At 69.4% G+C, this 19,186-nt stretch carries 19 protein-coding genes; 13 read left to right on the top strand and 6 right to left on the bottom strand.

What is annotated here, in order from left to right; translation table 11 throughout:
• Positions 1–340: 340 nt before the first annotated feature.
• The 4 genes from ACBJ32_RS19105 to ACBJ32_RS19090 are packed head-to-tail and all read left to right on the top strand — an operon-like array spanning position 341 to position 4,149.
• On the top strand, positions 341–1,462 hold the full coding sequence (locus ACBJ32_RS19105; RefSeq protein ID WP_357875528.1) for a spermidine/putrescine ABC transporter substrate-binding protein: 1,122 nt from the start codon (positions 341–343) through the stop codon (positions 1,460–1,462).
• A gap of 12 nt (positions 1,463–1,474) precedes the next feature.
• Positions 1,475–2,341 (top strand): ABC transporter permease, encoded by an 867-nt coding sequence (locus ACBJ32_RS19100; RefSeq protein WP_375127865.1) that lies wholly within the window; start codon positions 1,475–1,477, stop codon positions 2,339–2,341.
• Positions 2,334–3,113, top strand: coding sequence for an ABC transporter permease (locus tag ACBJ32_RS19095; RefSeq protein ID WP_375127864.1), 780 nt, complete (start codon positions 2,334–2,336; stop codon positions 3,111–3,113). The genes ACBJ32_RS19100 and ACBJ32_RS19095 overlap by 8 nt, the downstream gene beginning before the upstream one ends.
• A complete protein-coding gene (locus ACBJ32_RS19090) occupies positions 3,100–4,149 on the top strand; it encodes an ABC transporter ATP-binding protein (RefSeq protein WP_357875522.1) in 1,050 nt (349 codons plus the stop codon). Before ACBJ32_RS19095 ends, ACBJ32_RS19090 begins: the two co-directional genes overlap by 14 nt.
• On the opposite strand, the gene ACBJ32_RS19085 is transcribed toward ACBJ32_RS19090, so the two are convergent.
• A complete protein-coding gene (locus ACBJ32_RS19085) occupies positions 4,143–4,748 on the bottom strand; it encodes a TetR/AcrR family transcriptional regulator (protein WP_375127863.1) in 606 nt (201 codons plus the stop codon). The two genes, ACBJ32_RS19090 and ACBJ32_RS19085, sit on opposite strands and share 7 nt — an antisense overlap.
• Before the next feature lie 125 nt (positions 4,749–4,873).
• On the opposite strand from ACBJ32_RS19085, the gene ACBJ32_RS19080 reads away from it, so the two are divergent.
• From ACBJ32_RS19080 to ACBJ32_RS19050, 7 genes are all read left to right on the top strand, one after another.
• The gene (locus ACBJ32_RS19080) at positions 4,874–6,145 is read left to right on the top strand and encodes a glycosyltransferase (RefSeq protein ID WP_375127862.1); all 1,272 of its coding nucleotides are present in this window, start codon (positions 4,874–4,876) and stop codon (positions 6,143–6,145) included.
• A gap of 46 nt (positions 6,146–6,191) precedes the next feature.
• Entirely contained in the window at positions 6,192–7,589 is a 1,398-nt protein-coding gene (locus ACBJ32_RS19075; RefSeq protein WP_357875516.1) for an aminobutyraldehyde dehydrogenase, read from the top strand.
• A 251-nt stretch (positions 7,590–7,840) separates the two neighbouring features.
• A complete protein-coding gene (locus tag ACBJ32_RS19070) occupies positions 7,841–11,068 on the top strand; it encodes a nitrate- and nitrite sensing domain-containing protein (protein WP_375127861.1) in 3,228 nt (1,075 codons plus the stop codon).
• 5 nt (positions 11,069–11,073) lie between these two features.
• Entirely contained in the window at positions 11,074–11,487 is a 414-nt protein-coding gene (locus ACBJ32_RS19065; protein ID WP_206067544.1) for a roadblock/LC7 domain-containing protein, read from the top strand.
• A 21-nt stretch (positions 11,488–11,508) separates the two neighbouring features.
• The gene (locus ACBJ32_RS19060; protein ID WP_225272260.1) at positions 11,509–11,916 is read left to right on the top strand and encodes a DUF742 domain-containing protein; all 408 of its coding nucleotides are present in this window, start codon (positions 11,509–11,511) and stop codon (positions 11,914–11,916) included.
• Between the two features lie 28 nt (positions 11,917–11,944).
• On the top strand, positions 11,945–12,475 hold the full coding sequence (locus ACBJ32_RS19055; protein WP_375127860.1) for an ATP/GTP-binding protein: 531 nt from the start codon (positions 11,945–11,947) through the stop codon (positions 12,473–12,475).
• A gap of 255 nt (positions 12,476–12,730) precedes the next feature.
• Positions 12,731–13,369, top strand: coding sequence for a class I SAM-dependent methyltransferase (locus ACBJ32_RS19050; protein WP_375127859.1), 639 nt, complete (start codon positions 12,731–12,733; stop codon positions 13,367–13,369).
• A gap of 76 nt (positions 13,370–13,445) precedes the next feature.
• On the opposite strand, the gene ACBJ32_RS19045 is transcribed toward ACBJ32_RS19050, so the two are convergent.
• Both ACBJ32_RS19045 and ACBJ32_RS19040 read right to left on the bottom strand, forming a co-directional pair.
• Positions 13,446–14,108: an alpha/beta fold hydrolase gene (locus tag ACBJ32_RS19045; RefSeq protein WP_375127858.1), complete on the bottom strand. Its 663-nt coding sequence runs from the start codon at positions 14,106–14,108 to the stop codon at positions 13,446–13,448.
• Positions 14,109–14,187: 79 nt separating this feature from the next.
• A complete protein-coding gene (locus tag ACBJ32_RS19040) occupies positions 14,188–14,832 on the bottom strand; it encodes a TetR/AcrR family transcriptional regulator (protein ID WP_375127857.1) in 645 nt (214 codons plus the stop codon).
• Between the two features lie 124 nt (positions 14,833–14,956).
• On the opposite strand from ACBJ32_RS19040, the gene ACBJ32_RS19035 reads away from it, so the two are divergent.
• Positions 14,957–15,415, top strand: a complete 459-nt coding sequence (locus ACBJ32_RS19035) for a DUF6640 family protein (RefSeq protein WP_375128456.1) — start codon at positions 14,957–14,959, stop codon at positions 15,413–15,415.
• Entirely contained in the window at positions 15,412–16,092 is a 681-nt protein-coding gene (locus ACBJ32_RS19030) for an NAD(P)-dependent oxidoreductase (RefSeq protein ID WP_375127856.1), read from the top strand. Before ACBJ32_RS19035 ends, ACBJ32_RS19030 begins: the two co-directional genes overlap by 4 nt.
• A 98-nt stretch (positions 16,093–16,190) precedes the next feature.
• Here the strand turns inward: ACBJ32_RS19030 and ACBJ32_RS19025 are convergent, their stop codons facing one another.
• From ACBJ32_RS19025 to ACBJ32_RS19015, 3 genes are all read right to left on the bottom strand, one after another.
• Positions 16,191–16,961 (bottom strand): ABC transporter ATP-binding protein, encoded by a 771-nt coding sequence (locus ACBJ32_RS19025; protein WP_375127855.1) that lies wholly within the window; start codon positions 16,959–16,961, stop codon positions 16,191–16,193.
• A 158-nt stretch (positions 16,962–17,119) separates the two neighbouring features.
• Entirely contained in the window at positions 17,120–18,343 is a 1,224-nt protein-coding gene (locus ACBJ32_RS19020; RefSeq protein ID WP_375127854.1) for a flavin-dependent oxidoreductase, read from the bottom strand.
• A gap of 48 nt (positions 18,344–18,391) precedes the next feature.
• Positions 18,392–19,180, bottom strand: a complete 789-nt coding sequence (locus tag ACBJ32_RS19015; RefSeq protein ID WP_375127853.1) for an ABC transporter permease — start codon at positions 19,178–19,180, stop codon at positions 18,392–18,394.
• Positions 19,181–19,186 lie beyond the last annotated feature (6 nt).

Below are 19,186 nucleotides of genomic sequence, written 5' to 3'. Positions count from 1 at the left end.
ACCTGGGGCCCCAGTGTGGAGATCTCCAGGACCGTGCGAGAAGGTGGGCAGCGGGCGGAAGCGTCGTACGGCGAAGGGCGGCGGCACGCCGTCCGCCAACCGCGCCAGGAGCGCGGTTGTGAGCCCCCGATCTCGTGCGGTGAGGGGCCTCTCACCGAGAGAGATCAAGCGGCGACTTATTGAATCCCAATTCAACAGCTGGACCAAACTTCCAGGTAGCAATGTCATCAAAAGTCTTGCTCATGTTGATTTCTGCTGCAACACTCCTGGTCTGGTCCGCTGTGTCCGGTAAGGTCGCGCGACCCCTCAAACAGCACAAATTTCAGAAGGAGTAGCGGCCGTGTCCCGTACCCGGTTCACCCGTCGTCTCCCGGCCGCCGCCGCGGCGGCCGGACTCGCGCTCGCCGTCGCGGCGTGCGGGGGTGGGTCGTCGTCAAGCTCAGATGGTACGGCGCCGGCGGCGGCCGACCAGCTCAAGCCCAACGCGGACCTGTCGCAGCAGACCTTGGACATCACCGTCTGGGACGGTTACACGCCCAAGGAGCTTCCCGAGAAGGCCAAGGCCGAGCTCAAGATCAAGGACGTGCAGATCCAGACGCACGACACCAACGAGACGGCGATGACCAAGCTCACCGCTCCCGGTGACAGCGGCATCGACGTGGCGTTCGTGTCCGGCCAGTACGCCCAGGCGCTCAACGAGCAGGGCCTGCTGGAGCCGATCCACCACGAGCTCATCCCCAACCTGGCCAACCTCTACCCCGAGGCCACCCAGCTGTCCTACGACAAGGGCAACAAGTACTCCGTGCCCTACACCTGGGGTACGACGGGCATCTGCTACCGCAGCGACCTGGTGAAGAGCAAGCCCACCAGTTGGAACGATCTGCTGAAGCCGCCGGCCTGGGCCGACAAGAAGGTCACCATGCTCGCCACCGAGCGCTGGCTGGCCCTGCCCGCGCTCAAGTCGCTCGGCTACTCGATCAACACCGACAAGGACGAGGAGCTCGAGAAGGCCAAGGAGCTGCTCATGTCGCAGAAGCAGCACCTGCTGCGCTACGACGACACCACCTTCGGTGACCGGCTCATCTCGGGCGAGGCCGTGATGGCCGAGGCGTGGGACGGCTGGTGCCCGACCACCGACGCCAAGGGCAACATCGAGTTCGCGGTGCCGAAGGAGGGCAGCGACCTCTGGGTGGACACCATGGTGATCATGAAGTCCTCCAAGAACAAGGAGGCCGCGCACGCCCTGATCAACTACATCCTCAGCCCCGAGATCCACTCCTGGGCGGCCGAGAACATCAACTACAAGGTGCCCAACAAGGCCGCCATGGAGAAGGTGAAGATCGCCAAGGGCTCGCTGCTCGGCATCACACCGGCCGAGCTGCTGAACGGCGAGGCCGCCATCGACCTGGGCCAGGCGTCGACCAAGTACAGCCGGCTCCAGCAGGACGTCACGGCCAGTTGAGCCTTTGCCGCTGTGAAGTCTGAAGTCAAGACCCAGCCAGTGTCCCGCGCCCGCGGACGCTGGCTGGGCGCGTTCGTTTTCCTGTCGCCAGGGCTGGCGTACCTGGTCGTGCTCATGCTGGTGCCGCTGGCGCTGGTGTTCAGCTACACCGTCTTCCAGCGCGGCCGCTTCGGCGGGGTGGTGTACGAGTTCACCACCGAGAACTTCGAGCGGCTGTTCGACCCGCTCTACCTCGGCGTGCTGGGCGACTCGCTGAAGATCGCGGCGCTCACGACGCTGATCGCGCTGCTCGTCGGCTACCCGACGGCCTACCTGATCGCGCAGCTCCCGAAGAAGTGGAAGACACTGGCACTGGTGGCGGTCGTGCTGCCGTTCTGGACGAACTTCATCATCCGGGTCTACGCCTGGACGATCCTGCTCAGCGGGCCGGGGCTGGTGAACTCGGCGCTGGCCAAGATCGGGCTGGGGCCGTACGAGCTGCTCTACAACCAGGGCACGATCGTGGCGGGGCTGCTGTACTCGTACCTGCCGCTGATGGTGCTGCCGTTGTACGCCGCGATCGAGAAGCTCGACCCGCAGCTGCGCGAGGCGTCCGCCAACCTGGGGGCGTCGGGGTTCACCACGTTCCGCAAGGTCACGCTGCCGCTGACGGTGCCGGGCGTGCTGACCGGCAGCCTGTTCGTGTTCGTGCCGAGCTTCGGCAACTTCGTCATCCCCGAGATGCTGGGCGGCAACAAATCGATCATGGTGGGCAACCTGATCAGGAACCAGTTCCTGTCGGCGCGCGACTGGCCGTTCGGGGCCACGCTGTCGCTGGCGCTCATCGCGGTGCTGGTCGTGCTGCTCATCGTGCAGGCCTGGGCGGCGCGCCGTGCGTAGACCGAAGCTGCTGTACGTGCCGTTCTGGCTCACGTTCGTCTTCCTGTACCTGCCGATCGTCGTGCTCGTCGTCATGTCGTTCAACTCCGGCGAGTCGGCGTACACCTTCGACGGTTTCAGCCTCAAGTGGTACGGCGTGCTGGCCGAGGACGAGCGGATCAGGGACGGCCTGGTCAACACGCTGATCGTGGCCACCGGCTCCACCCTGATCGCCACCGTGCTCGGCACGATGCTGGCCGTCGGCCTGGCCAGGTACACCAGGTCCAAGGTCATGGACGCGCTGACGCTGATGCCCGCCGTGCTGCCCGACCTGGTGCTGGCCATCGGCCTGCTGGTCTTCTACGGCACCATCCAGCTCACGCTCGGCCTGTACTCTGTGGTGCTGGCCCACGGCCTGTTCGCGATGGCGTTCGTCGCGGCGGTGGTGCGCACCCGGCTGACCGGCACCGACATCTCGCTGGAGGAGGCGTCGCGAGACCTGGGCGCGGGGCCGGTGACGACGTTCATGAAGGTCACGCTGCCGCAGCTGATGCCGGGCATCGTGGCGGGGGCGATGCTGGCGTTCACGCTGTCGCTGGACGAGTTCGTGATCGCGTTCTTCACGATCGGCAACAACGAGCAGACGCTGCCGATCGTCATCTACTCAATGATCCGTTTCGGGGTCACCCCGAAGATCAATGCGCTGGCCGCGATCCTGCTCCTCGTGAGCTTCACGGCGGTGATCGCCGGGCAGCGCCTGACCAAGATCGGGGAGACGCGTGCTCAAGATTGACGGGATCTCCCGCAGGTTCGGGGACGTCACCGCGCTCGACGACGTCTCGCTGGAGATCGGCCAGGGCGAGTTCTTCGCCCTGCTCGGCCCCTCCGGCTGCGGCAAGACCACGCTGCTGCGCATCATCGCCGGGTTCGAGACGCCGGACCAGGGCAAGGTCACGCTCGACGGCGAGGACCTGCTGTCCAGGCCGCCGAACCGGCGGCCGATCAGCCTCATGTTCCAGTCGTACGCCCTGTTCCCGCACATGACCGTGGCCAAGAACGTGGCCTACGGGCTGGAGCGCGAGCGGCTGTCCCGCCAGGAGATCAAGCAGCGCGTGGGCGAGGTGCTGGAGACGGTCGGGCTGTCCGCGCACGCCTCCCGCAGGCCCGCCCAGCTCTCGGGCGGCCAGCGGCAGCGGGTGGCGCTGGCGCGTTCCATCGTCAAGCGGCCCCGGCTGCTGCTGCTCGACGAGCCGCTGTCGGCCCTGGACAAGAAGGTCCGCGCCGACATGCAGCTCGAGCTCAAGCGGCTGCAGCACGAGGTGGGCATCACGTTCGTGGTCGTCACGCACGACCAGGAGGAGGCCATGTCGCTGGCCGACCGGATCGCCGTCTTCGACAGCGGCTCCGTACGCCAGGTGGACGAGCCGATCTCGCTGTACGAGCGGCCGCGCTCGCCGTTCGTGGCCGACTTCGTCGGGGCCAACAACCTCTTCCGCGGCGAGGCCAGCGGCCTCGACGGGATCAAGAGCGAGCAGTTCGGCATGCTGGCCGGCGCCCCGCTGGCGGAGCTGGAGGCCGGCGCCGAGGCGCTGCTGGCGGTGCGGCCCGAGAAGATCGAGCTGGCGGACGGCAACGCGACCAGGGGCCTGGCCGGCGAGGTCCTCGACGTGAGCTTCTACGGCGGCGTCTCGCACATCTCCGTGGACGTGCCCGGCCATCCCAAGCCGGTGCTCGTGGCCGTGCAGGGGGCCGCCTCCGTGCGTCCCGGCGCCAAGGTGAAGGTGCGCTGGAACGCCGAGGACGCCGTGATCATGGCGGTCGATCAGTGAGCCAGGTCGTTGCCCGTGGCCGCGCGGGCGTAGGACAGGATGAGCTCGGCCGCCTCGTCCGGGCCGATCAGGGGGTGCCTGGCCGTGATGCGGTAGCCGTACGCGTCCTCCAGGGCCACCAGGTTGCGCGCGATCGTCACCGAGTCGGCGCTCAGCCTGAACACCCCCAGTGCGGACCCGGTGTCCAGGATCGCCTGGTACATCGACACCTGACGGTCGTAGAGCGAGGTGAGCAGGACGCCGTAGACGCGGTTGCGGCCGGCGGCGCCGCCCAGCTCGTTGAGCAGGCGCACGTCGGGGTCGAGCGGCCCGGTGGGCAGCCCCGACCTGATCGTGACGACCAGCTTCTCGACGGGGTCGGTGAGCGTGGCGAGCTGGCGCAGCCGCTGCTCGTAGAAACGTTCCATGCCGGCGTGCTGCGCCTCGACGAGCAACTCGCTCAGATCGGGGTAGTGGTAGAGCACGGCGCCCGAGGTCAGGCCGGCCTCCTCGGCGACGTGCGAGAGCTGTACACCGTCGATGCCATGGCGGATGATGGCCCTGCGTGCGGCCTCGATCAGATCGAGCCGCCGGTCGCTGCGGCTTTTGCGCTGAGCCACCCTCACCACCTTCACTCGTTCGGCTGCTGTTCAGTTAGCCGTGACCATAGTGCCCTTAAGTTGACCTTCACGCTAGATCCCGTTTTGAATTCCTCTTCAAATTGACGAGTTCCCCCGGAGTCGCGATGTCTCTCACGTTCCTGTTCATGCCGGAAAGCGCCTACGGCCCCACCAACAACTCGATCGGCATCGGCGACATCCTGCGCCGCCGCGGCCACCGTGTCGTCTTCGCCGCCGAGGCGTCGTGGAAGGGCAAGCTCGAAGCGCTCGGCTTCGAGGAGGACCTGGTCGACCTGGCCCCGCCCGCGGAGGAGGAGCAGGAGCAGGACGCCGGCCAGTTCTGGAAGGACTTCATCCGCGAGACCGCGCCGGAGTACCGCAAGTCCACGCTGGAGCAGCAGGAGACCGTCACCAAGCCCATCTGGGAGAGCCTGATCGACGGCGCGAAGTACTGCGAGCCGCAGCTGCGGGCCATCATCGAGCGCGTGAACCCGGACGTGATCGTCGAGGACAACGTGATCACGTTCCCGGCGCTGCTCACCGCGGGCAAGAAGTTCGTCCGCATCGTCTCCTGCCAGCCGCTGGAGATGCGCGGCGAGAACGTCCCGCCGGTCTTCTCCGGCCTGCCCGCCGGCGACCGCTCCGAGTGGGACGCCTTCCGCGCCGAGTACGAGCGCACCCACCGCGAGCTGTGGGCCGCCTACAACGAGTGGTGCGTCGAGCAGGGCACCGAGCCGCTGCCCGACCTCGACTTCATCCACGAGGGCGACCTGAACCTCTACGTCTACCCCGAGATCCTCGACTACACCGCCGAGCGCCCGCTGGGCCCGACGTGGCACCGCCTCGACTCCTCCGTCCGCGAGACCGAGGAGGACTTCACGCTGCCCTTCGAACGCAACGACGGCGCGCTGGTCTACTTCTCGCTCGGCTCGCTGGGCTCCTCCGACGTGGAGCTGATGCAGCGGGTGATCGACGTGCTGGCCACGACCCCGCACCAGTACATCGTCTCCAAGGGCCCGCTGCACGAGGAGATCAAGCTGGCCGACAACATGTGGGGCGCGGAGTTCGTTCCGCAGACTAAGATCATCCCACTGTGTGACTTGGTCATCACCCATGGCGGCAACAACACGACCACCGAGGCGCTGCACTTCGGCAAGCCGATGATCCTGCTGCCGCTGTTCTGGGACCAGTACGACAACGCCCAGAGGGTCGATGAACTCGGCTATGGTGTCAGGCTCTCGACCTACACCTTCACCGACGAGGAACTCAAGGGGGCGGTCGCGAAGCTGCTCGGCGACACCGAGCTGCGCGCGCGACTCGCCGCCGCGGGCGAGGAGATCCGGCGCCGCGACGGCCTGCGCAAGGCCGCCGACCTGATCGAGCAGCTCGGCCAGTAGGCATTTCAGTCAGTAGCACGACCCCCTGAAAGATGAAGTCTTCCTGATGCGCGAACTGATCAACCCCGCCACTGGCCTTCCCTGTGCCGAAATTCCGGATACGCCGGTGGAGGGCGTGGCGTCGGCCGTCCGGGCCGCACGCGCGGCGTTCGAGGAGTGGTCGCAGACCACCCCCGCCGAGCGCCAGCGGCTGCTGCTGCGCGTGGCCGACCTGGTGGAGGCCGACGCCGAGGAGCTGACCAGGCTCGAAGTGGAGGAGACCGGCAAGCCGGCCGCGGTGTTCAGGGACGGCGAGCTGCCGTTCGCCGTGGACAACCTGCGCTTCTTCGCCGGCGCCGCCCGCTCGCTGGAGGGCACCGGCGCCGGGGTGTTCAGCCCCGGCTACACCTCGGTCATGCAGCGCCGTCCCGTCGGGGTGGTGGGGTCGATCGCGCCGTGGAACTTCCCGTTCGTCATGGCCGTCTGGAAGGTCGGCCCGGCGGTGGCCGCGGGCAACGCCGTCGTGATCAAGCCCGCGCCCCAGACGCCGCGTACGACGCTGCGGCTGGCCGAGCTGTTCGCCAAGGCGGGCGCGCCCGGCAACCTCGTGCAGGCGATCACCGGCGACGCCGAGGTGGGTCAGGCGCTGGTCACCGACCCGGGCGTGGACATGGTCAGCGTCACCGGCTCCACCGAGACCGGCCGCGCCGTGATGAGCGGCGCGGCGGCCACGCTCAAGCGGGTCCACCTCGAACTCGGAGGGAAGGCGCCGGCGCTGGTGTTCGAGGACGCGGACCTGGCGGAGATGGCCCGCGGGGTGGCCATGGGGGCGACGTACAACACCGGGCAGGACTGCACGGCGGCCACCCGCGTCTACGTCGCCCGCGGAATCTACGGCGAGGCCGTGGAGGCGCTTCGGGCAACTCTTGCCGAAATCTCCGTCGGCGACCCCTGGGATCCGGCCACGGACATCGGCCCGCTGATCTCCGCCGCGCACCGGGACCGGGTGCACGGGTTCGTCTCCCGGGCCGGTGGGCGGGTCCTGCACGGCGGCTCGCCAATTGGGGGCCCCGGCTTTTTCTACCCGCCCACGCTTGTGACCGATGTCGCACAGACCAGCGAGATCGTGCAGGGAGAGCTGTTCGGACCGGTCCTGGTAGCGCTCCCATTCGACGGCGAGGACGAAGCGGTGCGGATGGCCAACGACACTAGATATGGTCTGGCCTCGTCGTTGTGGTCGCGCGACGTGGGCCGGGCCATGCGTGTCTCGCATCGGCTCGACGTGGGTGTGACCTGGGTCAACGACCATCTGCCCATCGCCAGCGAGGCGCCGCACGGCGGGGTGAAGGGCAGTGGGTTCGGCAAGGACATGAGCCAGGAAGCGGTGCAGGAGTACTCAGTGACGCGGCACCTGATGATCAAGCACGCGGCGCCGGCCGAGCGGGATTCTTTCCGGCCGGCCTGAAAACACGTACGGCGATATGCACCCAAAGTCCCTCTTTGGGTGCGTGTGATGGGATATGTTCGGTTGGCCGATCTGGTACGGGTTGTGTTCCAATTACCCAGCCGGACAGAATCCCATGCGCCCCACGCGTGTCTGATTTTCTTCGAGCACGTACCGGCGAGAGGTTGCGAGACTCAGTGAGGACGAAAGACCCCAGGCATACGAGGTCAGGGGAGTACACAGGCGGACGGTTCCGGCTGGCGAACTGGCGTGTGCGCTCCCGGCTGGTCGCCCTGATCCTCATCCCCACCGTCGTGGGTGTGCTGCTCGCCGGCATCCAGCTGGCCGACGCCATCGGCACCAGCGCCGAATACCGCCGGCTCACCCAGGTGGCGGAGCTGGTCCAGCGCATCGGCGCGCTCAACCACGAGCTCGCCAAGGAGCGCACGCTCACCGCCTGGTATGTCGCCGACCGCCGCCGGGGCGGGCGCTTCGTCCAGCTCAAGACCCAGCGGCAGGCCACCGACAAGACCAAGCAGGACGTGCTCGCCGCGGCCAACGCCATCGACGCCGCGCACTCCACCCGTGTGCGCGACGGCGTCGACAACACCCGCCGCTGGCTGGAGGGCCTCGACAGCCTGCGCGACTCCATGGTCGACAACGTGCCTGCGCGCGCCTCGATCAGCACGTACAGCACGATGATCGAGATCTTCTCGGGCATCCAGGCCGACCTGGGCGACGGCGTCAACGACGACGGCCTGCAGGGTGACGTGGCCGCGCTCGGCTCGCTCCAGCGCATGAAGGAGGAGGTCTCGCGGCAGCAGATCATCCTCATCGTGACGCTCCTGCAGCCCAACCGGCGGGTCGACAGCGCCGACTGGGCCGAGTTCCTCGGCTCCTGGGACAAGCAGCAGGCCGAGCTCGCCTCCTTCGAGGCCGAGGCCGGCACGAAGGACCTGGAGGCCTACCACAAGGGCGTCCGCGGCCTCCAGGTGGACCTCGCCGACGCCATGCGCCAGCGCGCGCTGGCCCAGGTGCGCCAGAGCAACAGGATCGAAGACCTCGACGTCACCGAGCCGACCCTGACCCGCGACCTGAACAACTGGTACGAGAGCACCACGGTGACGGTCAACGCGATGCGCAAGGTCGAGGGCAACCTGGCCGGCAAGATCGTGAACACCACCACCGACCTGAGCAACACCGAGCAGCGCGACGCCATCATCTCCGGCGCGCTGATCCTCGTCCTGCTGCTCCTGGTGCTGATCATCACCACCCGCGTGGCCGGTTCGCTGGTCCGGCCGCTGCGCCGGCTGCGGGCCGAGGCGCTCCAGGTCGCCACGACCCGGCTGCCCGACACCGTCCGCGTGCTGCGCGAGTCCGGCGAGGGCGCCCAGGTGCCCGAGGTGCCGTCGATCGGCATCAACACCCGTGACGAGATCGGTGAAGTGGCGCGGGCCTTCGACGAGGTCCACCGCGAGGCGATCCGGCTGGCCGGCGACGAGGCCAAGCTGCGGGCCAACGTCAACTCGATGTTCGTCAACCTCTCCCGCCGCAGCCAGACGCTGGTCGAGCGGCAGCTCCAGCTCATCGAGGGTCTGGAGCAGGGTGAAGAGGACGAGCAGCGGCTCGCGAACCTCTTCCGCCTCGACCACCTGGCCACCCGCATGCGCCGCAACAGCGAGAACCTCCTGGTCCTCGCCGGCCAGGAGGCCGCGCGCAAGTGGAGCGAGCCGGTGCCGCTGGTCGACATCGCCCGCGCGTCGCTGTCGGAGGTCGAGAACTACGAGCGGGTCCAGATCCAGATCCCGTCCGGCACCCTCATCGTCGGCCCCGCCGTCACCGACGCCGTCCACCTGCTCGCCGAGCTGATCGAGAACGCCATCTCCTTCTCCCCGCGCGAGAGCAAGGTCACCGTCACCAGCACGCCCGCCGAGGGCGGCGTCCTGGTGACGATCAACGACCTGGGCATCGGCATGAGCCAGGAGGAGCTGGCCGAGGCCAACTGGCGGCTGGCCAACCCGCCCGTCGTGGACGTGTCCGTCTCGCGGCGCATGGGCCTGTTCGTGGTCGGCCGCCTGGCCCTGCGCCACGGCATCCGCGTCCAGCTCAGCATGCGGGAGACCGGCGGCCTGAGCGCCCTGGTGTTCATGCCCGACATGCTCATCAGCAACGGGCAGGGCCTGCCGCAGCAGGGCGGGCAGTACGAGGCGTTCACCTCGTTCGACCCGAGCATGTTCCAGCAGCAGCCGCCGTCGCGCAACGGCTCGCACCCCTCCTTCGACGACGTTCCCGGCCAGGTCGTGGACACCCAGTGGCCCGGCTCGCTGCCGGCGCCGGGGACGGGCAACTGGCCCTCGTTCGGCGAGCAGCCCGCCACCCCCGAGCCGCAGCCGTCGTCCTTCGGCGACCAGCCGTCGGTGTTCGGCGACCAGCCGTCGCCCGGCTTCGGTGACCAGCCGTCGCCCGCCTTCGGCGACCCCTTCGGCGAGCAGCAGCCCCAGGCCGACGAGCCCCGCTGGCCGTCCTTCGCCGAGGAGCCGCCCGCCGCGGCGCCGCAGCAGCCCGCCGCCTTCGGCGAGCAGCGCTGGCCGGCGTTCACGGAGGAACCGCCCGCCCCGGCCGCTCCCGCCGCCGAGCCGTCGCCGTTCGCCGAGAACAGGTGGCCGTCGTTCGCCGAGCAGCCGCCCGCGCACCAGGACGACGAGCCGCGCTGGCCGTCCTTCGCGACCGAGCCTCCGCCGCCGCAGCCGCAGCAGGAGGAGCCGCGCTGGTCGTCGTTCTCCGACCCGCTGCCCCGCAGGTCCCTGTTCGAGGCCGAGGAGCGGCCGCGGCCGCAGCACGGCGACTCCTACCGTTCCCCGTTCGCCGAGGAGCCCAAGCCCGCCGACCAGTTCGAGCAGAACGGTCACTCCGGCTACAACCCGTTCGGTCCCGGCGAGTACTCCTCGCAGGACATGACCGGGCCGCTCCCCGTCGTGCGCAGCTCGCCGCTGGAGGAGCAGAGCGAGGAGTTCCTGCCGATCTTCTCGTCGGTCGGGTCGGACTGGTTCCGCCGGCCGGACCCCGAGATCCTGCAGCCGTACTCCGAGCCCGGGGTCGAGCACGAGATCACCGCCGTGCACCCGGCCGTGCCCGCCGAGCCGCCGCCGTCCGCCCCGCCCTCCGGCACCGCGGGCAAGTCGGCGCTCCCGCAGCGCAAGCCCGGGCAGTCGGGCGTCAGCGCCCCCTCCTGGTCGTCGCCCGCCGACTCCGGCTTCCAGGCCGCGCAGGCGGCCGCCCAGCCGCAGCAGGCCGGCACGACGCCGTCGGGCCTGCCCCGTCGCGTCCCCAAGGCGAACCTGGTGCCCGGCACGGCCAGCCTCGCGGAGCCGCAGCCCACGTCACCGGCGCCGCAGATCTCGCCCGAGCGGTTGCGCAGCCGGCTCTCCAGCTTCCAGCAGGGTGTCCGGCAAGGCCGGGCGTTCACCCGCGGAGAAGAGAATCAGCAGGAGGACAAATGAGAGAAATGAGCCAGGGAGCGCGCGGCATAAGCTGGTTGATCACGGACTTCGTGAACAACGTGCCGGGCGTCGCCCACACGGTCGTGGTGTCGTCCGACGGGTTGCCGCTGGCCTACTCTGAGGGCTTCCCCAAGGACCGGGCCGACCAGCTCGCCGCTGTCGCCTCCGGCGTGATCTCCTTGACCCAGGGCGCTGCGCGGGTCTTCGAGGGCGGTATGGTGACGCAGACCGTTATCGAAATGCAGCGTGGGCTCTTGATGATCATGTCGATCAGTGATGGATCCTGCTTGGCGGTCCTGGCTGCTCCCGACTGTGACATGGGTCTGGTCGCGTACCAGATGACCTTGCTGGTCGAGCGGGCGGGTCAGGTACTGACTCCGGCCGTACGCGCTGAGCTGCAAGCGGCCCGCCCCCGCTAGCGGGGCGGTGACAGGAGAAGAATGGTGTCAGGTCAGCAGGGTTGGGCTGGTGATAGCACTCCGCCGCATCCGGCGGCTCCCCGTCCGCAGAAGCCGAGCTCCCTGGTACGGCCCTATGCCGTGACCGGGGGGCGCACCGCGCCGCGGATGAAGTTCGCCATGGAGGCACTCGTGTCCTCCGTGACGTCGGAATACCAAGACATTTCCCTACTAAGTCCGGAGTATCAGGCGATCATTAACCTGACCCGGAACGTCCGGTCGGTTGCCGAGATCTCCGCCCTTTTACGCCAGCCTCTGGGTGTGGTCCGGGTGCTCATCGCCGACATGGCGTCGGAGGGCCTGATCCGCGTGCACCAGCCTGCGCTGGACGCGGGAAAGCCGGACCTCAACTTGCTCGAAAGGGTTCTCAGTGGACTTCGCAGGCTCTAGCCCCGGCCTAACCTCGACGAAGATCGTCGTGGCCGGGGGCTTCGGCGTGGGCAAGACGACGTTCGTGGGAGCGGTCTCGGAGATCCTGCCGCTCACCACGGAAGCGGTCATGACGGACGCCTCCGCGCACGTCGACGACGTCTCGCTCACGCCGAACAAAACGACCACGACCGTGGCGATGGACTTCGGCCGGGTCTCGCTCGACCGTGACCTGATCCTTTACCTGTTCGGCACGCCCGGACAGCACCGCTTCTGGTTCATGTGGGACGACCTGGTACGCGGCGCCATCGGCGCGGTCGTCCTCGTCGACACCCGCCGCCTGGCCGACAGCTTCCCGGCCATCGACTACTTCGAAGAGGCGAAACTCCCGTTCGTCATCGGCATCAACGGCTGGGACGGCAACTTCGCACACGCGGAGGAGGAGATCAGGGAAGCGCTGTCGATCGGCGACCACATCCCGATCGTCCGCCTGGACGCCAGGCAACGCGAGTCGGTCAAATCCACCCTGATCACCTTGGTGGAACACGCCCTGACGCGCCACATGCACACCCCGGTCTAAACAGGGACGGGTGCCGCCTGTTTGCTCCCCGTCGTTTCCGGGAGCAGGTGGGCCAGGCGGCGCCCACCCGTCGCCCGTGAGGACGGCGCCATCGGAGGCCGGGACCCCCGCCGAGCCAGCAGGCCCCGAAGGGCGCGCACTCGATCGGCTCGCAGCTCAAGGAGACGCCCCTTCGCCGCACTTGCCTTCAAGCCGGCTTGAAGGTGTTGACTGCGGGCTCATGGACACGCGATCAGCGAGCCTGCCATGGCCGCAGTGAAACAACGGATCATCAAGACCCTCGTCGGGCAGTTCGGCCGCCCCCGGGGTGTGGTGGGGCGCGTCGTCGGCCGGGTGATGGCGCACCGCTCCTCCAACCGCCGCCGCAACCTCTGGGTCGCCTCGCGGCTCGACGTGGGCCCCACCGACCGGATCCTCGAGGTCGGATTCGGGCCGGGAGTCGCGATCGCCGAGCTGAACCGCCGGATCGGCGATGGGGGACACGTCTACGGCATCGACCACTCCGAGGTGATGCTCCGGCAGGCGAGCCGCCGCAACGCCGCCGCCATCAAGGCCGGTCGGGTCACGCTGACCCGCGCTGCCGTCGATGACCTCCCACCCGCCTTGAGCGGCCCCTTCGACGTGATCTTCGCCGTCAACTCCCTCGGCCACTGGCCCGCTCCCGCCGAGCGGCTGAGGCAGCTGGGCGGACGGCTCGTACCCGGCGGCCGTCTCGCCATCGTCTCCCAGCCACGCGGTCCCGGAGCCACGGCGAAGACCTCGGTCAAGGCCGCCCGCGAGATCCAGGGCCTCCTCGAAGGAGCGGGTCTCGTCCACGAGAGGACCGAGACCCTCGCCCTCGATCCTCCCGTCGTCTGCGTCCTGGCCAGGCGGCCCGCCGGCGAGGTGGAATGACCTGGTCCGGGGCCGTCCGGGCGGGTGCGAGAGCTGACCTGCCGCGCCTGCGCGGCCCCGTCACGGCGTGGTCCGTTCAGCCGGCAGGGAGGACCCGCACGAGATAGTCGGCCAGTTCGCCTGGCCGCGACAACATCACCATGTGGCTGCCCGGCATCTCGTCCGGGGTGACGCCCAGCCGCTCCTTCACATGGCGGCGCGCGAACTCGGGAGTGAAGAACCGGTCGTCCCGGCAGAGCAGGTATCTCGTCGGGACATCCGGCCAGGCGGCCAGCGGCCATGGCTCGTTGTAGGCGCGGTCCATGTTCATCTTCTCGGCCAGCGCGCCATCGTGGGCCAGCACCCGCTCGCCCAGCTCGCGCGGGACGTCGTGCAGGTAGAGCTCGTACTCGTCCTCGATGCCGGGCGCGGGATGGCCGGTGCGTTCCCACCAGTCAGCCGGCGGCTCGCCCGGGCTCGGGATCATGGCGGTGACCATGACGAGCGCGGCGGCCTTGGCACGCTCGGCGACGAGGGGACCGACGAAGCCGCCCCACGAGTGGGCCACCACCACGAGAGGCCGGCGCGCGCCGGCCGCCCGGACGACGGCGTCGGCGTAGTCCCAGAGCCCTGCCTGGGGGTCGGACGTCGGCAGGTCCACCGCCACCGTGTCGTGCCCGCGGTCGCGCAGGGCCGCTTCGACCAGGTGCCAGTCGAAGGCGCTGCCGCCGCCACCGTGGATGAGAGCGAAGGTTGTCATGACGGTTATGACCGGCGGCGGCGCGAGAACTCATCGGTGCCGCCCGAGCCGTCCGTCCGCGTGTTCGGGCGAGGGGTGTTCACGCAGGTGCCCGCACCTTCCCGCAGGCGGCTTCGGCGATGCCGAACAGCTCCACGACCATCGGCTCCACCGAGGTCTGCACCTCGCCGGCCGGCTCGCCGGCGAGGAGGCGGCGGCGGACCTCGGCGTCCAGCACCCGGTCGACCGCCGAGGCGAAGGCCGCCATGAGGCTGGGGCGAAGCCCTTCGCTCAGCGGCGGCGCGTCCTCGGCCAGCGCGGTGGCGAGCAGGTGCTCGCGTTCCTGGCGCAGCTCCAGCTCCCTGCCGCGCAGCGCGGGGCTGGCGTCCAGGGTGCGCTGGTACTCGATGCTCTGCATGAGCAGGCCGGCGACGTGGTAGTCGCCGAGCAGCCGCAGGTAGCCGCGGGCCAGGGCCTGAGCGACCGTTTCGTCCTTGCCGCGGCTCCTGACGGCGGCGCTGGGCAGCGACACGTAACCGTCGCGCTCCTGGAAGAAGAGGTCCTCCTTCGAGGGGAAGTGGTTGAAGACCGTCTGCACGGCCACGTCAGCCTCGCGCGCGACGTCGGCGACCGTGACGGCGTCGAAGCCGCGATCGAGGAAGAGGCGCATCGCCGCTTCGCCGATGGCCTGCCGCGTCTGCTGCTTCTTGCGGTCTCGCCGTGTCGTGGTGGTCGCCTCGCTCATGGGCCAAGCGTACGGCTTCGTGGCGGGTCACTACAGGTTTGGCATCACGCCATCGCTGTATTGACTCCATCAATGTAGTCACTATAGTCATGTAGTGACTACATCAAGGTGATGCGAGGTGCGCATGGCACTGCACTGGACCCTGCCCAGGGTTCTCGTCGCTCTGACGGCGGCGGAGACCGCCCTCGGGGCCCTCCTGTTCGACCTGGTCCTGCACGACACCGCCCACGAGCACATGTACAACCCGGCCTGGCCCCCGCACGCGAAGTTCCACGACGCGCAGTACATCGTCACGTCGCTGGCCATCGGGTTGCTCGCCCTCGCCCTGCTGGCCGGGCGCCGCGGGGACACGCACACCCGCCTGCTGTGGGCCGCGGGGATCGTGGCCGTGCCGTGGGCGAGCATGTTCCCCGCGCTGCTGTTCCCCGGCACCGCCACCTACGATCCGGAGTTCGGGGACGAGACGCAGTTCGTCCTCGGGCTGCACGGTCAGATGTTCATGGCGCTGGTCACCCTGGCGATCCTCGCCTTCGCGACGGTTCTCGCATCGGCCGCCCGCCGGAGGGAGCGGGTGAGCGCGTGAGGCTGTTCGTCTTCGGGGGGAGCGGCGGCACGGGCGCCGAGCTGGTCGCGCAGGCCCTCGGCGCCGGTCATCGGGTCACCGCTCTGGCCCGCAACCCCGAGTCGGTGCCGCGCCATGCCCGCCTGACGGTCCTGCGGGGCGACGTGCTCCAGCCCGGCGGCTGGCGGCACGAGCTCGCGGGGCACGACGCCGTGCTGTCCTGCCTCGGGAGTGCGGATCGACGGCCGACGACCGTCTACTCGCAGGGCATGACCGGCATCGTCGCGGCCATGCGGGACTGCGGGGTGCGCCGGGTCTCCTGTGTCACGTCGGCCGGCCTCGGGCTGTCGCCGGCCGCGCCGCTGGGCCAGAGGTTGCTGATCGGCAGGGTGGTGCGGCCGCTGTATCGGCACATGTACGCCGACATGGCGAGGATGGAGCGCATCCTCGCCGCCGCCGGCGACCTCGACTGGACCGTCGTCAGGCCGCCGCGGCTCACCGACGGGCCGCTGACCGGCGCGTACGTCACAGCCGTCGATCGGCACCTGCCGCGCGCCCGCTCGTTGTCGCGCGCCGACCTGGCGCACTACCTGCTCCACCATCTCGACGATCAGGAGAGCCTGCGGGCCACGATCGAGATCTCCCGGCCACCTGGATCCCGCGTGCCACAGGCAGGCGCCGCCCGGAAGACGGGATGACGGCCAGGACGGCGGCGGTACGACCTTTCCCGTGCCGTTCGTCACAGGGGCCCGCGAGGGAAGGGGCCGCCGGCGATGGGGCCCCTTGCCCGGGGACGCTAGACGGTGGCGTGGCCGCGGACGAGCCGTCCCACCTCGGCGCGCAGGTGCACGAAGTCGGGGTGCTCGCGCGTCGAGATCTGGTCGCGCGGCTCGGGCAGGTCCACCTTCAGGTCGCCCACCACGTGCGCGGGCGCCTTGGACAGCACGACCACGCGGTCGCCGACGTAGACGCTCTCGTCGATGTCGTGGGTGATGAGCACGATCGTCATCTGGTGGTGGCCGCGGACCTTGAGCACCAGGTCCTCCAGGTCCTCCCTGGTCTGCGCGTCCACCGAGCCGAACGGCTCGTCCATGAGCATCAGCGTCGGCCGGTACGCCAGCGCCCGCGCGATCGCGACGCGCTGCTGCATGCCGCCGGAGAGCTGGAACGGGTACTTGCGGCCCGCGTTGGCCAGGCCCACCGACTCCAGCGCCTCGGCGGCGGCCTCGCGGCGCTGCTTCTTGTCCATGTTCCTGCGGCGCAGCGGCAGCGCCACGTTGTCGGCCACCGACATCCACGGGAACAGCGAGCGGCTGTAGTCCTGGAAGACCACGGCGAGGTTGTCCGGCGTCTGGCGGACGAGGTTGCCCTCCACCCTGACCTGCCCGCCCGTCGGCTGGATCAGGCCGGCGATGGAGCGGAGCAGCGTCGACTTCCCGCAGCCCGAGGGCCCCACGATGCAGAGCAGCTCGCCGGCGGCGACGCTCAGGTTGAGTCCTTCGATGGCGTGGTGTGCGTTGGGAGTACCGCCGCCGTACACATGGGAAAGGTTGTCTATCTCGAGCATGGAATTCCTAGGGGGCGAGACCGCGGTCAGCACGGCAACTCTTTCGGAGTCGGAATTGACTCTAGCGGAGCGGTAAATGCTGGACATGTCAGTCAGGTAAACCTAATCTGGCGCGATCTTACTCTCGCACAATCCTGACTGCCATGGGAGTCACAGGCTCACACACTCCACGACTCCCTTTCGTTCAGTGCCTGCACGTCGGCGTCGGACAGGCCGCGCTGCGCGGCCTTCATGGCGGCCAGTTCCTCCGCCGTGAGCACCTCGCCGATGTGGCCGAATCCGCCGGGTGCGCGCTCGGTGACCAGAGAGATCGTCTTCTCGATGGGCAGGGACCGGTGCGCGAGCACCAGCGCCGACGTGGGCGGGCGCCGCTCCGCCTCGTACGCCGCCAGCGCCGCGGCCGGGTCGTCGTGCGTGGCCAGGCAGCGGGCCAGGAACCGGGCGTCGAGCACGGCCTGGGAGCCGCCGTTCGAGCCGATGGGGTACATGGGGTGGGCGGCGTCGCCGAGCAGGGTCACCCGGCCCGCGCCCCAGCGGGGGAGGGGGTCGCGGTCCACCATCGGGTATTCGAGTATCCGCTTCGTGGCGGCGAGTAATGCCGGGATGTCGACGAGCGGGTACTTCCATGACGCGAAATGTCCGGACACGTCGGCGTGGCTGCCCTCGCGGGACCAATCGGCGTCCGGGACGATCCCCGGCTCGGCCACCTTTACCTCCGCCACCCAATTGAGCAGCCGCGGATTGCGCGCCGAGATGTGATAAGTCACGAATTTCGCGGCGGAGTTCGAGCCGCCGGCCAGCACCGTGGCGCCGTCGAGCACCGGGCCGCTCTCCGCCACCCCGCGCCACATCCTGATCCCGCCCCACCGCAGCGGATCGCCGGACGGCCACAGCCGCGCCCGTACGGAGGACTGCACCCCGTCCGCCCCGACCAGCACGTCCACCCGCTCCCGCGTCACCCGCCCGCCCTGCCGGAGCGTGACGAGCACGCCGTCGCCGTCCTGCTCGAAGCCCTCGAAGGCGACCCCGGTGCGCACCGGCCCGATCCGCTCCTCGACCGCGGCCAGCAGCGCCATCTGCAGCTCGCCCCGGTGCACGCTGTACTGGGGCCAGCGGTAGCCGGCCGACCGGCCGCGGGGCAAGGCCATGATGATGTTGCCGTGCCGGTCGGCGAACGTCATGAAGCTCGTCTCCACGCCCAGGTCGGCCAGCACGGGGCCGAGCCCGAGCTCGGTCAGCTCGCGTACGGCGTGCGGCTGCATGTTGATGCCCACCCCGAGCGGGCGTAACGCGCGCGCCGCCTCCACGATCACGCAGTCGAGCCCGGCCGCGTGCAGGCTCAGCGCGGTGCTGAGCCCCCCGATGCCCCCGCCAACGATCATCGTCCTCATGGCGCCCCCAGACGCGACGACGTCCCCGTGGCAAGGACTCTAATCGACGAGTTGCTGGGCGGCGTGGTGCCAGCCGAGCACGCGGCGCTCGACGATCAGGAACAGCTCGTTGAGCAGGTAACCCAGCACGCCGAGCAGCACGATCCCGGCCCACATGGCGGGCAGGTCGAAGGTCGAGTACGCGTCGGTGATCTGGAAGCCGATGCCGTTCGTGGTGCCGGGCAGCAGCTCGGAGAAGACCATGACGATCAGGGAGAGCGACAGGGCCAGCCGCAGCCCGGCGAACATCTTGGGCAGCGCGGAGGGCAGCACCACGCGGAAGAGCCGCTCGCCGCGCGACAGCCGGAACGCCTGGCAGGTGTCCAGGTGCAGCGGCTCCACCGAGCGGGCCCCGTCGGCGGTGTTGAGCAGCACCGGCCACACGATGCTGAACATGATGAACGCGAGCTGCATCCGCAGCCCGAACCCGAACAGCACCAGGAAGACGGTCACCAGCGCGGGCGGCGGGATGGCGCGCAGGAACTGCAGCACCCCGTCGAGATAGTCGTACGCCCGCGCCGACAGCCCCACCGCCAGCCCGAGCACCACCCCGGCCAGCGCGCCCCCGGCGAACCCGAGCGCCATCCGGCCCAGGCTCGGCAGGATGTTGCCGATGGCCAGGTCGGTGAGGAACGCCCGCTCGACAGGGCCGGAGAACCACATCGCGTGCATCCGGCTCACGATCGTGCTCGGCGGAGGGAAGAACGGGCCGGCCGCCAGCCGGGTGGCGGCCTCCCAGAGCAGGACCAGCACCACCAGCACCAGCGCCCGGAACAAGGCGGTCCGCATCCCCCG

The organism is Nonomuraea sp. GTA35 (assembly GCF_041950525.1).
Taxonomy (GTDB): domain Bacteria; phylum Actinomycetota; class Actinomycetes; order Streptosporangiales; family Streptosporangiaceae; genus Nonomuraea.
The sequence above is the reverse complement of the archived record's forward strand: the minus strand, read 5'-3'. Positions and strand labels throughout refer to the sequence as shown.